Source organism: Nakamurella panacisegetis (assembly GCF_900104535.1).
Lineage (GTDB): Bacteria > Actinomycetota > Actinomycetes > Mycobacteriales > Nakamurellaceae > Nakamurella > Nakamurella panacisegetis.
On the sequence record NZ_LT629710.1, the window covers coordinates 3,072,673 to 3,087,102 of the forward strand.

General features: G+C 69.4%; 11 protein-coding genes. 9 read left to right on the plus strand and 2 right to left on the minus strand.

Annotated features, from left to right (window positions below; genetic code table 11):
• Window positions 1–78 precede the first annotated feature (78 nt).
• Both BLS97_RS13655 and BLS97_RS13660 read left to right on the plus strand, forming a co-directional pair.
• Window positions 79–978, plus strand: a complete 900-nt coding sequence (locus BLS97_RS13655) for a hypothetical protein (protein ID WP_157695410.1) — start codon at window positions 79–81, stop codon at window positions 976–978.
• 218 nt (window positions 979–1,196) lie between these two features.
• Window positions 1,197–2,333, plus strand: coding sequence for an acyl-CoA dehydrogenase family protein (locus tag BLS97_RS13660; protein ID WP_090476720.1), 1,137 nt, complete (start codon window positions 1,197–1,199; stop codon window positions 2,331–2,333).
• Between the two features lie 76 nt (window positions 2,334–2,409).
• Here the strand turns inward: BLS97_RS13660 and BLS97_RS13665 are convergent, their stop codons facing one another.
• Both BLS97_RS13665 and BLS97_RS13670 read right to left on the minus strand, forming a co-directional pair.
• Window positions 2,410–3,138 (minus strand): TIGR03089 family protein, encoded by a 729-nt coding sequence (locus tag BLS97_RS13665; RefSeq protein ID WP_090476722.1) that lies wholly within the window; start codon window positions 3,136–3,138, stop codon window positions 2,410–2,412.
• Window positions 3,138–5,222 (minus strand): LCP family glycopolymer transferase, encoded by a 2,085-nt coding sequence (locus BLS97_RS13670; protein ID WP_090476724.1) that lies wholly within the window; start codon window positions 5,220–5,222, stop codon window positions 3,138–3,140. Before BLS97_RS13670 ends, BLS97_RS13665 begins: the two co-directional genes overlap by 1 nt.
• Window positions 5,223–5,511: 289 nt before the next feature.
• On the opposite strand from BLS97_RS13670, the gene rfbB reads away from it, so the two are divergent.
• The 7 genes from rfbB (at window position 5,512) to BLS97_RS13705 (ending at window position 14,420) form a co-directional block, all read left to right on the plus strand.
• Complete coding sequence (gene rfbB, locus BLS97_RS13675) at window positions 5,512–6,507, plus strand: dTDP-glucose 4,6-dehydratase (protein WP_090476726.1); 996 nt, start codon at window positions 5,512–5,514, stop codon at window positions 6,505–6,507.
• A gap of 10 nt (window positions 6,508–6,517) precedes the next feature.
• On the plus strand, window positions 6,518–7,435 hold the full coding sequence (gene rfbD / locus BLS97_RS13680) for a dTDP-4-dehydrorhamnose reductase (protein WP_231988096.1): 918 nt from the start codon (window positions 6,518–6,520) through the stop codon (window positions 7,433–7,435).
• Between the two features lie 303 nt (window positions 7,436–7,738).
• On the plus strand, window positions 7,739–8,863 hold the full coding sequence (locus BLS97_RS13685; protein ID WP_157695411.1) for a CAP domain-containing protein: 1,125 nt from the start codon (window positions 7,739–7,741) through the stop codon (window positions 8,861–8,863).
• A 68-nt stretch (window positions 8,864–8,931) separates the two neighbouring features.
• Window positions 8,932–10,029: a chorismate-binding protein gene (locus BLS97_RS13690; RefSeq protein ID WP_231988097.1), complete on the plus strand. Its 1,098-nt coding sequence runs from the start codon at window positions 8,932–8,934 to the stop codon at window positions 10,027–10,029.
• 25 nt (window positions 10,030–10,054) lie between these two features.
• Complete coding sequence (locus tag BLS97_RS13695; RefSeq protein WP_090476729.1) at window positions 10,055–12,343, plus strand: ArnT family glycosyltransferase; 2,289 nt, start codon at window positions 10,055–10,057, stop codon at window positions 12,341–12,343.
• Between the two features lie 32 nt (window positions 12,344–12,375).
• Window positions 12,376–13,530: a glycosyltransferase family 4 protein gene (locus BLS97_RS13700; RefSeq protein WP_090482188.1), complete on the plus strand. Its 1,155-nt coding sequence runs from the start codon at window positions 12,376–12,378 to the stop codon at window positions 13,528–13,530.
• Complete coding sequence (locus BLS97_RS13705; protein WP_090476732.1) at window positions 13,527–14,420, plus strand: glycosyltransferase family 2 protein; 894 nt, start codon at window positions 13,527–13,529, stop codon at window positions 14,418–14,420. Before BLS97_RS13700 ends, BLS97_RS13705 begins: the two co-directional genes overlap by 4 nt.
• Window positions 14,421–14,430 lie beyond the last annotated feature (10 nt).

Consider the following 14,430-nt stretch of genomic DNA (forward strand, 5'->3'; position numbering starts at 1 on the left):
CAGGTCCGGATGACTGCTCGTGGCCGAAGGGATGCAACCCGGGTGGGCGCACACCGACATGAAGAGGGGGAATCTGTGATGATCAGGCAACGCTGGACATTGTCGGCGCTCATGGCCGGGCTGTTGGTCGGCGCAATGGCGTTGACGGCGACGGCGGCCGGGGCAGCTCCGGCCGGTTCCGGAGCGGCACCGAGGTCAGCCGCGGGGCCGACGCCGGCCGCGCAGGTCAGCGAGGCGGTGGCCGGATGCTCGTCGAGTGCGCTCACCCAGGTGAAGCCGGGTCACGTGGCCGGGGTGACGTACGGCGTCACTTCGAAGGTCACGGCGGCCGGCCTGACCCCGGGCGTCCGGTACTGGGTGATCACCGGGAGCCACCCCTACAGCGGCGAGGACATCTACCCGGACCTGCGCGCGACGGCGTCGGCCGAAGGCACCATCTCGGCCACCATGTCCTCCGCCGGCTTCGACTGGGACAAGGGCAAGTACGGCGTCGCGGCGACCATGCACTGGTTCCTGTACAGCGTGTCGACTCCCGAGCCGATTTCGGTGCTCGGCCTGGACACCCTGGGAACGCCGCTGGCCACCGGGTCGGTATCGATCTCGATCATGCCCTGCAATGTGCTCAAAGACGCCGCCGGATACCGGTCCGGGATTGTTTCGCCGGACGGTCGCTCGAGCTTGACCATGCAGTCGGACGGCAACCTGGTGCTGCGTCAGAAGGGTAAGGCGGTCTGGTGGACCTCGACCCAGACCCGCTCCGGCAACTACGCAACGGTCCAGTCCGACGGGAATTTCGTCGTCCGTTCCGCGGGCGGAGCGGCCCTGTGGAATTCGCGAACCGGGAGTGCCGCCATCTCGTCCAGTGCGTCAGCCACCAACACGCTGACGTTGTACAACAACGGCAACCTGATTCTGCGGACCACGCAGGGCGGCGGCAACCGCGCCTTGTGGCAGACCTTCACCGGGAACCTCCGGTAGTCCGCGGGCCGGTTCGCACGGGATTCGGGCGAGCGGTCCCCTGCGGGTCGTGCGCACCGTGGCAGGGACGGTCGCGGTGCGAGACGGAAAGACGTTCGGGGCGCGCCTACACTGTGAAGTTACCGACCAGTAGGGTCGCGACGGACCCGATCGGCGGCAGTCGGGGCCAGCCGGGCGCCGACTCTGAACAACGACGCCGTTGATCCGACAGGAGCATCATGTTCAGTCTCTCCGAGGACCACCGAGCGGTCCGCGCGGCCGTTCGGGAGATCGCCGAACGCGAGATCCTGCCCTTCGCGGCGGAGGTCGATGAGAACGAGCGCTACCCGATCGAAGCCCAGAAGGCTCTGGAGACATCGGGTTTCGGCGCGGTCCACATCCCTGAGGCCTACGGTGGGGCCGGGGCCGACGCGGTGGCCACAGTGATCGTGATCGAGGAAGTGGCCAGGGTCTGCGCGTCGTCGTCCCTGATCCCGGCGGTGAACAAACTCGGCTCGATGCCGATTATTCTCTCCGCGTCCGAGGAGCTCAAGCAACAGGTGCTGCCGTCCATCGCCTCCGGCGAGGCGATGATCTCCTACGCCCTGTCCGAGCGGGAGGCCGGTAGCGATGCCGCCGCCATGCGGACCAGAGCCAGGGCCGACGGTGACGACTGGATCCTCAACGGGACGAAGTGCTGGATCACCAACGCCGGCGTGTCGAGCTGGTACACCGTCATGGCGGTCACCGACCCGGACAAGCGGACCAACGGCATCAGCGCGTTCGTCGTGCACTCGGACGATCCGGGCTTCGTGGTCGGATCAAAGGAGCGCAAGCTCGGCATCAAGGGCTCACCGACCCGGGAGATCCATTTCGAGAACTGCCGGATCCCGGGGGACCGCATCATCGGCGCCCCCGGCACCGGGTTCAAGACCGCGCTGGCCACCCTGGACCACACGCGTCCGACCATCGGGGCCCAGGCGGTCGGCATCGCGCAAGGGGCGCTCGACGTGGCGGTGGCCTACGTCAAGGAGCGGAAGCAGTTCGGCAAGAAGTTGGCCGAGTTCCAGGCCCTGCAGTTCATGATCGCTGACATGGCGATGGAGATCGAGGCAGCTCGCACGCTGATCTACCAGAGCGCCGCTGCCTCCGAGCGGGGCGACGCCAACAAGGGGTTCCTGGCCTCGGCGGCCAAGTGCTTCGCCTCCGACGTAGCCATGAAGGTGACGGTCGACGCCGTGCAACTACTCGGTGGCGCCGGGTACACCCGCGACTTCCCGGTCGAGCGGATGATGCGCGACGCCAAGATCACCCAGATCTACGAGGGCACGAACCAGGTCCAGCGGCTGGTCATGGCCCGGTCGCTGCTGCGCTGAGCCCGACCGGCACCTTGCGGGGATCGGCCGCCCGGGTTCGACGTCCGGAGGATCGGTGGTCCGGCGAGTTCTGCGGTCAGTCGAGTTCGGGCAGACCGGGGACGGTGAACCCGGCCGTCACGGTCGCCCGCTCGGCGCGCGCCTGCTCGACCAGAGTGGCCCCGGTGGCGTCCGACCACAGCAGGGAACCGTCGACGGCGAGCGTGGCCAGCAGCCCCGAGATCAGCCCGTCGGGCATGCTCCACGGCTCGATCGAGGCCAACCGTGACCCCGGTTCCAGCCCGACCGAAGACGCTGCCATCAGCAACTCGGTCACCGACCACTGGCCGTCGCCCGCCCGCAGGGCGATCGGTGCGGCCGCGCCGCGCGGCGCGAAACGATCGGCCTGGGGGAGTACCGCGCCGGTGAAGTCGCGTTGATGGGGGGCCACCGACCGGCTGGGAGCGCCGAGCGGGTGACCGGAGACGACGAAGATGTCGTCCGCGCCGGAGTCCCCGCCGTCGGGCACGAAGGCCACCGCCGCGCCGTCTTCGACATCGAGCACGGTCAGGCCCGCCCACCAGCTGCCCAGCAGGATCGGGGCCGTCTGCCAGCCGGCGCCGACCGCGACCTGGACCCCGTCGCCGGGGCCCAGGCCGAGTTCGTCGACCAGCAGCCCGGCCACCTTGGCCGACCAGTTGGCCAGCGAGGCGGTGGACAACTCGGTCCGGAAGCCGCCGACGTAGGTGGTCAGCCGAGGCCGGTGCGGATCGCCTCGCAGCAGCGGGCCCAGCAGGGCCGCCGCGAGATTGGGGTCGCCCGTCATCAGTTGACGCACTCCACGCCGGAGGCGTTGATCGGAGCCGTTGACGGAGCGCTGGCCGGGGCCCCGACCTGACCCTGGTCGATGCCGACGGCGCCCGCGGCCCGGAGGCCGGACGGGGCCGGCATGTCCTGACCGGCCGCGACCGAGATGTGACCGGACGCGATCGAGTCGTCCTTGACCAGCTTTCCCTTGCCGCCCAATGCCTTCCGCACCGCAGCGGCGGCGGCCTGGTTCGCGCCCGGGTAGGAGATGGTCGTGGTCGCGTGTGCGGTGGCCGCAGTGATACCGGGGAACGTCGTGATGTCCCCGGCCTTGAAACCGGCCGAGACCAGGGTCGCCGACACCGACGAGGCCAGGTTGTTGACCTTGGTCGCGTTCTGCACGTCGACCGTGATGGTCGACGGGTCGACCGCCGCGGCGGCACTGGTGGTCGGGTTCTTCGACGCGGACGTGGCGGCCGCACTTCCCGCCGACCCGTCGATCTTCCGGAAGAACGCCTGGATCTCGGCCGGATCGGTGGCCAGCGCGTCAGTGCCGCTGGTGGTCGCCGCGCCGTGCGTGGGGATGGTGGTGAAGGTGACGTTGCCGCCGGAGAGGTTCGCCATCTGCTCGGCGAAGGTGACCAGCTCGAAACCGGAGTCCAGGATGACGGCCTTGCTGGCCGCGTCGACCAGGCTGTTCAGCTTGCTGGTCGAGGTCAGGGTGCCGGCCGAGAGCATCTTGCTGGTCGCGCCGGCCAGGAAGGCCTGCTGGCGCCGAACCCGATCGAGGTCGCCGTTGGGCAGCCCATGACGCTGCCGGACGAAGGACATCGCGGCACTGCCCGAGATTTCCTGGACGCCGGCCTTGAAGTTCGCGCCCGAGAACGGGTCGCTGACCGCCTTGTTCAGACATACCGGAACCCCGCCGATGGCCAGGGACAGCGTGTAGAAGCCGATCAGGTTCACCTCCGCGTAGTGGTCGATGCGCAGCCCGGTGAAGGCCTGGATGATGGCCTGCAGTTCGGTTCGGCCGGCGTTGTTGGAGTCGACCTCGCGCTGCGCGGCCGTCATGCCGCCCTTCTTGACGTCGTACTCCTGGGTGTAGAACTTCGCCGTGCTGTAGAAGGAGTTGACCTTGTTCGGCTTGTAGGTGCCGGACGTCCCGTCGTTGTAGGGGCCCTTGACCTGGTTGGTCACCGACGCCGGGATCCAGGTGTCACGAGGGATGGAGACCGCCGTCGCCTTCCCGCCGCCCTCCGGGATGTGCACGATCATGATCGTGTCGGTGTTGACGCTGCCGCCGTCGTCCTGGGTGCTGACCTCGGCCAGCTGGGCCGCGCTCAACGGGTTTCCGGAGGAGTCGGTGCGGGAGTCCGAGCCGATCAGCAGGATGTTGGTGCCGCCCTTGAACAGCACGCCGGCCGTCCCCGCCTTGGATGCGCTGTTGCCCTTGGGGATCTTGGAGTCGATGCTGCCCAGCAGGGTGGACCCGAAGGCGCACAGGGCCAGGACCGCCACCGACAGGGCGGCGGCAACGATGCGGCCGGCGATGATCCCGCCGTGGGTGCGGCGGTGCGACTCTCGCGACGGGTCGACCAGGGCGTTCGGCCCGGCGTCCCGGCCACGCGGCGGTACCGGCCGCTGCGAGCGCGGGTCAGCTACCGGATCGAACGGGATACCCCCTGGGTAGACCGCCGTCCGGTCGGACGGGACGTCGGACCACGCGCCCCGGGCGTCGGGCGTCGGGCGCTGAGCCGACGGACGGCCGGAACCGGGCAGCCCGGTCGGGACGCGGCCGGGCGGGATGGGGCGACGGACCGGTTGACCGGCCGGAATGCTGCCCGGGGGAATGTTGGCCGGGGGAACTGCGCCGGGTCCGGCGTTGCGCGGTCCAGCCGCACCCGGTCCAACCGCGCCAGGGCCGAACGGGCCAGGGCCGAACGGACCAGGGCCGTTGGGCCCGGCCGGCGGCCAGGGCGGTCCGGCAGCACCCGATGCTCGCGGACCGGGACGGTGTGGATCCTCACCGGACGGATCACCCGGGCGGCTGGGTCCGTAACGACGCGGCCCGCGCTGCGGATCGGGGTCGGAGGGCCAGTTCATGTTCGGCGAACCCTTTCGTTGGTCAAGCACAGGCTCTTCGCGCGCTGAACTCGCTTTCTCGGGACGTGCGGCCACAGCGTGCGGTTGCGCCGGCCGTCTCCCAGACCCGAGGGTAACGACCGTCGGGGCGATCCACGGGTCAACCGACCGACGACGACGCGGTTTTGTACGCCGAGCGGATGGCCGCGTTGGTCCTGGGTGACCGTGTGCTCGGTGACCGAGCACGTTCGGTCACCGCTGACGCGGAGGTGGCGGAGGACGTCGGTTCAGTGCGGCACAATGACCGACCATGCGCATCCTTGTGACCGGCGGAGCCGGATTCATCGGCTCGGCCTTCACCCGAAACGTCCTGGCCGACGCCTATCCGGGTCTGGAGGGGGCCCAGGTCACCGTTCTGGACAAGTTGACGTACGCCGGCAACCTGGCCAATCTCGCCAGCGTCGAGGACTCGGACCGTTACAGCTTCGTGCACGGCGACATCTGCGACGCCGAGCTGGCCACCAAGCTGGTCGGTGAGGCCGACGCCGTCGTGCACTTCGCGGCCGAGTCCCACGTCGATCGGTCGATCCTGGGCGGCGCCGACTTCGTCCTGACGAACGTGCTGGGCACCCAGACCCTGCTGCAGGCCGCCCTGGCCACCGAGCTGACCAAATTCGTCCACGTCTCGACCGATGAGGTCTACGGCTCGATCGACGAAGGATCGTGGGACGAGAACTGGCCGCTGCAGCCCAACTCGCCGTATTCGGCCTCGAAGGCGTCGTCGGACCTGATCGCCCGGGCCTACGCGAAGACCCACGGGGTGCCGGTGGCCATCACCCGTTGTTCCAACAACTACGGCCCGTATCAGTTTCCGGAGAAGGTCATCCCGCTGTTCGTCACCAACCTGATGGACGGGCAGCGTGTGCCGCTCTACGGCGCGGGGGCCAATGTGCGTGACTGGCTGCACGTCGATGATCACTGCCGCGGCATTGCGTTGGTGCTGGCCAAGGGTCGGGCCGGTGAGGTCTACAACATCGGGGGCGGCACGGAGCTGACCAACGCCGAGCTGACCTTCCGCCTGATCGAGGCGACCGGCCGGGACGAATCGTTCATCGAGCGGATCGAGGACCCACGCGGCGGCGGCCACGACAAGCGGTACTCGGTGGACATCACCAAGATCCACACCGAGCTCGGGTACACCCCGCAGGTCCCGTTCGAACAGGGTCTGGCGGACACGGTTCGTTGGTACCGGGACAACCGCGACTGGTGGGAGCCGCTCAAGGGCCGAGCGGCGATCGACCGTTAGGGTTTCGCCCGTGAGCACCCCGATCGCGCTGTTCGTCACCGGAGCTCGCGGACAGCTCGGCTCCGACCTGATGGCCGGGGCCGCCGAGGCCGGGATTCCGGCCATCGGCGCCGGCTCGGGCCGGCTGGACATCACCGACGCGGCGGCCGTCGAGACCGCTCTGGCCGAGTTCGCGGCCGGCCTTCCCGTCGGTACCCGCGGCATAGTGGTGAACTGCGCCGCGTACACGGCGGTCGACGCGGCCGAGACCGATGAGAGTGGGGCATTCGCGGTCAATGTCACCGGGCCGGAGAATCTGGCTCGGTCGGCCGCCGCCCACGGCCTCGGGATGATCCACGTGTCCACCGACTACGTCTTCCCCGGTGACGCGACGTCGCCCTACGAGGTCGACGATCCGACCGGCCCGCGCAGCGTCTACGGCGTCACCAAATTGGCCGGCGAGCAGGCTGTGCGCGCTGCGCACCCCGGAGCGCACGTCGTCCGGACCGCCTGGGTGTACGGCGCCGGCGGCCCGAACCCCAACTTCGTCAAGACCATGGCCCTGCTGGAGTCCAAGCACGACACCATCACGGTGGTCGATGACCAGCGCGGTTCGCCGACCTGGTCGGCCGACCTGGCCTCCGGCTTGCTGGAACTGGCCGCGGCCGATCTGCCCGGCGGGGTGCTGCACGCCACCGGCGGTGGCGAGACCACCTGGTGGGGACTGGCGCGGGCGGTCTTCGCCGAACTCGGCGCCGACCCCGACCGAGTGCGGCCGACCACCAGCGACCAGTTCGTCCGTCCAGCACCCCGCCCGGCGTACTCGGTGCTGTCGCCGGCCGCCTGGGTGGCGGCTGGACTGTCGCCGCTGCCGCCGTGGCGCGATGCGCTGGCGGCCGCCTTCGCCGCTCATGGGGACGAGTTCCGTCCCACGCCGCCCGCGTCCTGACCGCCGCGACTCGTCACCGGGCGCTTCGCGTCCGCGGCCCCTCATCTCTGGCGCGCGGTGGGCATCTGCGATCGGTGACTCCCGGTAGTCGAATCGGACCCCGCACGGGTAGGTCGGAGGCCGCCAAGGGTGCCATCGATCGATCGTTAGCCGAAGTGCGGCAATTTACCGTCACCATGGGTAGTACTCCGGGATCGGCTCGGCCTGATTCTTCACCCCGCTGACGACTGTCACTCCCCGTGCACCGCCAACTACACTCGGTGCAATAGAGATAGCGGATATCTCTTACACAGAGTGACTGGAGTGATCAGAGTGCACAACGGCAAAGAGCGCGTCCGCGCGAGGCTGCTGCGACTGACGGCGATGGTCGGGGCCACGGCCCTGGCTGCGGTTGCCGTGGTGGCTCCGGCCGACGCGGCGGCTCCGGCTCCGGCGGCGGTCATCGCCCCGGCGGCGGCCTCGGCACAGATGGTCAGCTTCGACCAGCAGATGATCACGCTGATCAATGGGGCCAGGGTCAAAGCCGGTGTCGGCGCTCTCACCGAGGCGAAGGGGCTGACCTCGTTGGCCGTCTGGTGGTCGAACCAGATGAGCAACGGCGCCACCAGCTACAACCTGGCCCACAATCCGAACGCCTGGACCATGGTCACCCAGTACGGCGCCTCGAATCGGACCTCCTGGGGCGAGAACGTCGCCTGGTCGTCCTCGACCGCCACCACGGCTCAGCAGATCTTCACCGCCTACATGAACTCGCCGGGTCACAAGGCGAACATCCTGTCGTCGAGCTTCCACTACGTGGGGATGGGTACGGTCGGCGGCACGCACGGCCTGTTCAACACCACTGAGTTCACGGACAAAGTGGAGGCCGGGCAGGCCGTCGCCCCGGCCCCGGTCACCACCACCGTCGTCAACAACGGCGACTTCATCCGTGACGTGGTCGGACCGGCTGTGTACGTGGTCGTCGGTGGAGCACCGGTATACGTGTCGAGCTGGGCGCCGTTCGGCGGGGTCAAGCGGGTCAAACTGGTGACGGACGTGACGTTCAAGAAGCTCCGTCAGTACCCGGCCGACGGCACGTTCATCCGGACTCCTGGTTCCGGCGCCGTGTACCGGATCGCCGGTGGCGCACCCCTGTACGTCAGTAGCTGGGCGCCTTTCGGTGGCCCGAAGCCCGTCCTGAACGTCGATCCGGCCGCGGTGGCCAAGGCCGGACAGGCCGGCTGGTACTCGCACCTGCGGTGGCAGCCGGCCGACAACACGCTGATCAAGGGTGGTTCGGCACCGAAGATCTACCGGGTGATGGGCGGCAAGGCGACCTGGTTGACCTCCTGGTCGCTCGTCGGCGGCCCGAAGCCGTTCACGGTCGTTGACCCGAAGGCGATCACCCTGGCCGGCAGCAACACGTTCTACGCGCACCTGGCCAAGTAGTAGTCCCGATCGCAGCCGGAGTAGGGCGTGTCCGAGAGCCTCGGACGCGCCCTACTCTGGTTTGCGTCATGTCAGAGGAACCCCCCGCCCCGGTGATGTTTCCGCCGGACACGCCGATGGCCTACTTCAACGGCCTGCTGGCCACCGATCTGGCCGAGACGGTCGACCTGGCGAAGGATCCGGACGCCCTTGATCGCGGTGGCTGGTGGGCCGTCGTCGCGACGTTCGAGGGTGGCCTGAACGCGTACCGCTTCCGCGACGTCCGTCCGTCTCCCCGGCCGGTGCCGTCGGGTCCGTGGCTGGGTCCCGCTCCCGGATCGTGGCGGAGTTCCCTGGACGAGGACGGGTACCGGAGCCGCGTCCTGGCCATCAAGGAGCGGATCGCGGCCGGCGACGTCTATCAGGTCAACCTCTGCCGGATGCTGTCCGCCCCGTTGCCCGCGCAGGCGCAGGCGCTCGCCCTGGCGGCGGTGCTGGCCACCGAGAACCCCGCTCCGTACGAAGGCATGTTGCACACGGGTACGGACTGGGTGGTGACCGCCTCGCCGGAGTTGTACCTGTCCCGGGCGGGTCGCCTCGTGACGAGTTCCCCGATGAAGGGCACGGCCGCCCCCGGCGAGGAGTTCGCGCCCAAGGACTATCCGGAGAACATCATGATCACCGACCTGGTCCGAAACGACCTGGGTCGGGTCGCGGCCGCGGGCACGGTCAGGGTGGTCGCCCTGCTGGATCGCCAGGAACACCCGGGTCTGGCCCACCTGGTGTCCACGGTGGTTGCCGAACTGCGGCCGGGCGTGGGGTGGCGCGATCTACTGGCCTCGACATTTCCGGCCGGATCGATCTCCGGCGCACCCAAGCACACAGCGCTCCGGATCATCTCCGAGCTGGAGCCGGTGCCGCGCGGACCCTACTGCGGGGCCGTCGGCTACGTCGACGCCGACGCCGGGACCGGTGTCCTCGCCGTCGGTATCCGGACGTTCTTCACCAGCACCACGCCGCACGGTGCCCGGCTGAATTTCGGGACCGGCGCCGGCATCACCTACCCGTCCGATCCGAGTGCCGAATGGGCCGAGACCCAACTCAAGGCGGCCCGGCTGATCGCGCTGAGCAGTGCCGTTGGCGATGCTGGGGTCGGGCCGACCCCGTCCCGGTGGGCCGGAACGTGAGCCTCACCTTGATACGGTCAGGGCCATGACCTCCAGCATGCTCACCGGGGACGCCCGATCGACCGGTACGCGCGCCCGGACGTCCTGGTTGGCCGCGGCCGTGATCTCCGTTCCTGATCGCGCCCTGGTCTTCTCGCTCTGCGCCATCGTGGCAACCGCGATCACGGTGCAGCTCAACGTCTTTCATCCCTATACGCTGTTCCCCCTGCTCGTCGTCCTGATTGCCGCGACCTGGAAGCTGACCCCACCGCCGTTCGCCGGCGTACCCGTTCGGTGGCACCGTCGCCGGCCCCATGCGGCATCCGTGGGCGACGGCGAGGCCCCCGATCGGGCGATGGCGACCGGCGAGGCCGGTCCGGAGGTGACCGGCGACGACGTCCCTCCCGGGGAGGTCGCCTCACCCGGAGCCGGAATGCGGCAGACCGTCCGCGTGGCCTGGATCAGTGTCGCGATCACCGTTCTGCTGTTGCTGGCCTGGATGGCTGTACAACACAACTACTTCTCCGAACTGCTGTCGGTCCGCCGCGACCCGGCGATCTACACCCTGCGCGGGATCTGGCTGATGAATCACGCCAGCCCGGACGTGGTGCTGCCGCAACAGCTGGTCGACATCGCCCGGGCTGTCCCAGGCGTCGGACTCGACTTCGGAGGTGAGACCTTCCGGACGACCCGCTACTTCCAGAGCACGACGGTGGTACCCGGCCTGATCGCCGTAGCCGGTTGGTTCGGCGGCGTGCCGCTGCTGCTCAAGGCGGACGTGTTCATCGGCGGCATGGCCTTGCTGAGCATGTACGCGGTCGCCCGCCGGATGGCCGGTCCGCGACTGGGAATGCTGCCGGTTGCCGCGCTGGCGTTGTCCATGCCGATGGTGTCCTTCACCCGGGTCGCCTACACCGAGCCGCTGTCCATGATCGCGGTGATGGCGTGCCTGCTCGGGCTCTGGCAGGCCGCGCTCACCAAGCGCCGATCCATGTGGATCCTGGCCGGGCTCGGCGCCGGATGTGTCCCGGTGACCAGGATCGACGGCTGGATCGTCGTGCTCGGCGCCCTGGTCGGCATCGGTATCTGGGGCGCGTTCGCGACGTCGGCCCCGGTCCGCCGGCAGATCAGGGCCGGATGGGGCTGGTTCTGCCTGTCCGCCTTCCCGGTCGCCGGGTTGGGATACACCGACCTGCGCTTCCACAGCCCGGACTACCTGCACATCCTGGCCCCCAGCTACGAACCGCTGGTCCTGGCCTCCCTCGCCGCGGCCGTACTGGTTCTGGTCGTGATCGTGCTGCCCGGCGTGCCCCGCGTCGCGCTGTGGTTCCGTCGGCGTTCCACCCTCCTCGGACGGGCGCTGATGGGCGTGGTCGGTGCCCTGATCGTGCTGGTCATGCTGCGGCCGCTGTACTACACGGGCCACCACATCACCGACGCCCCGACGCAGACCGAGGTCCGGATCCGTCAGGCTCGCGAGGGTTTGCCCAGCGATCCGACCAACAGCTACGACCAGGAGTCGGTCAACTGGATCGCTTGGTACCTGGGCTGGCCGGCCGTGATCATGGCCTCGGCGGCCGGACTGTGGGCGATCCGCGAAGCGGTGCGCCGCCTTCGGGCCGAGCTCGTCCTGGTGGTATCGGTGATCGCGGTCAACGCGGCCTTGTACCTCAGCGTCGTGAGTATCACGCCGGACCAGATCTGGGCGATGCGTCGCTTCCTGCCCGTCATCCTGCCCGGCGGCCTGCTGATCATGGCGTGGGGACTGGGTCAGCTCTACGACCGTCGCGCCGTGATCGCCGCTCGTCTGGCGCCGCGCCTCCGCCCGAGATTGTTGACTCGGGGGGTGACCGGTCTGGTGTCCGTGGCCAGCCTGCTCGTCCTGGCCTTCCCGATCGCCGGTTGGAGCGGGCTTTCCCTGTTCCAGGCCCGAGAGGGGGCCGGGCAGTACGACTTCGTGCAGAACGCCTGTACGCAGTTGGAGAACCAGCACGTGCTGATCGTCGGGGCCATTCCGCCGATGGGGTACTACCAACCCACGTTCCGGAATCTGTGCAACAGCACGGTCATCAACGTGCCGAACTCGACGCCGGCCAAGGAGCAGGCCCAGATCGCCAAGATCGTCTCGATGTGGGGTCCGCAGCCGGTGAAGGTCGCCGTGTTCAACGTGACCGGGGTGCCGTGGGCCAGTGCGCCCCCGAAGGTCCCCACCTACCAGGTCACGTACGCGATGTGGGAAAGCGTGCTGTCGCACCCGCCGCAGCACACGGTGACCGAGAAGACCACTCTGTGGATCGGGACCGCCAGGGCCGACGGAATGGTCGTCCCCCGGTGACCCAACGCATCGTGGCCCACGAGCCCGAGGCCATGCCCCACGTGCTGCTGGATGCCACCGCCCTCCCGCCGGACCGGGGCGGGGTCGGGCGGTACGTCGACGAGCTGGCCCGCGCCCTGGATGCGGCCGGTGTGCCGTTGACGGTGGTCTGCCAGGGTCGGGACGCCGAACACTTCACGGCCACCACGCCGTCATCACGGATCGTCCCGATCGCCGAGGAGCTGCAGAGCCGTCCGGCTCGGTTGGCCTGGGAGCAGATCACCCTGCCCCGGCTGGCCGGCCGGTTGGGCGTCGATCTGGTCCACGCGCCCCACTACACGATGCCGCTCGCCTCGCCCGTTCCGGTCGTCGTCACGCTGCACGACGCATTGTTCTTCTCCGAGCCGGGGCTGCATCTCGGAGCCAAGGGCCGGTTCTTCCGGAGTTGGACGCGACTGTCGCTGCGTCGGGCGGCCCACTGCGTGGTCGACAGCCAGGCCACGGCCGACGAACTCGTGCGGTACGCACGGGCGGACCGAGAGCGGATGACGGTGATTCCGCTGGGCGTCGACCCGGCTCGTTTCAAGATTCCGTCGGAACTCGAGATCCGTGCTCTCCGTGAGCATCTCGATCTCGGCGAGCAACCGTACGTGGCTTTCCTGGGCACCCTTGAGCCTCGCAAGAACGTGCCGGCTCTGATTCGCGGCTTCTGTGCCGCGGTGCGGGACGAGGAGAACCCGCCGGCCCTGGTGCTGGCCGGCGGCGCCGGGTGGGACGACGACGTGGAGCCGGCGTTGACCGCCGTGCCCGCCGGGATCCGGGTCATCCGCGCCGGCTACCTGCCGATGGATCTGCTGGCCGCGTATCTCGGCGGGGCCGCGGTGGTGGCGTATCCGAGTCTGGGGGAGGGCTTCGGCCTTCCGGTGTTGGAGGCCATGGCCTGTGGGGCCGCCGTGCTGACCACCCGCCGACTGTCGTTGCCCGAAGTGGGCGGTGACGCGGTCGCCTATTGCGGCGTGAGCGCCCAGGAGATCGAGGCGGCGTTGCGAGAGTTGCTGGCCGACCCGGTCCGCCGGGCCGAACTCGGCCGGCAAGCCGTGCTGCGCGCAGCCGGATTCACTTGGTCCGGACATGCGCGCAGTTGCCTGGCCGTGTACCGCCGCGTGGTCGGTGCGCGGGCCACCCAGCGAACCCGGTCCGCACGGTGACCGCTCTGCTGGGCATCGTGGTTGTCACCTACTCACCGGGGGAGACCCTCGCTGCGTTCCTGGATTCCGTCCCGGCCGCCTACGCGGGCCCGACCGACATCGTGCTGGCCGACAACGGCTCCACCGATGGCTCGGTCGAACAGGCCGCCGAGCGCCCCGGCGTTCGTCTGCTCCGCACCGGAGGCAACCTGGGGTTCGGCACCGGGGCCAACCGCGGGGCGGCGGTGATCGACCCGAAGGCGGATTTCCTGCTGGTCGTCAACCCTGACGTGGTCCTGCACCCCGGATCGATCGACGTGCTCCTCGAGGCGGCGGTCCGGCATCCCGAGGCCGGGGCGCTCGGGCCGGCCATCGTCACCCCCGACGGCACGCTGTACCCGTCGGCCCGGCGCCTTCCCACCATCGCGCTGGGGGCCGGCCACGCCGTGCTGGGCTGGGGGTGGCCGAAGAACCCCTGGACCAGGGCCTACCGTGCGGAGAACTCGGGCGTGCACGAGCGGGTGGCCGGGTGGCTGTCCGGGTCGTGCCTCCTGCTGCGTCGGAGCGCGTTCGAGCAGATCGACGGATTCGACGAGCACTACTTCATGTACTTCGAGGACGTCGACCTCGGTCGGCGTCTGAGCGAGGCCGGGTGGACCAGCGTCTACGTCCCCGACGCGGTGGTCACGCACATCGGGGGGCATGCGGCCGAACGAGCGGGATCGGCGATGGTGGTCGAGCATCACCGGAGCGCCTACCGCTACCTGGCTGCCCGTCATCCAGCGTGGTGGCAGTTGCCGATCCGCGTCGGGTTGCGGGTTGCCCTCAAGGCGCGGCAGGTGATCGCCGTCCGGTCCGGCAAGGTGTCTGCCGGCGCTCGGCTGGACGGCCGGCGGCTGGGCGACGAGTGATGCCCGGTGA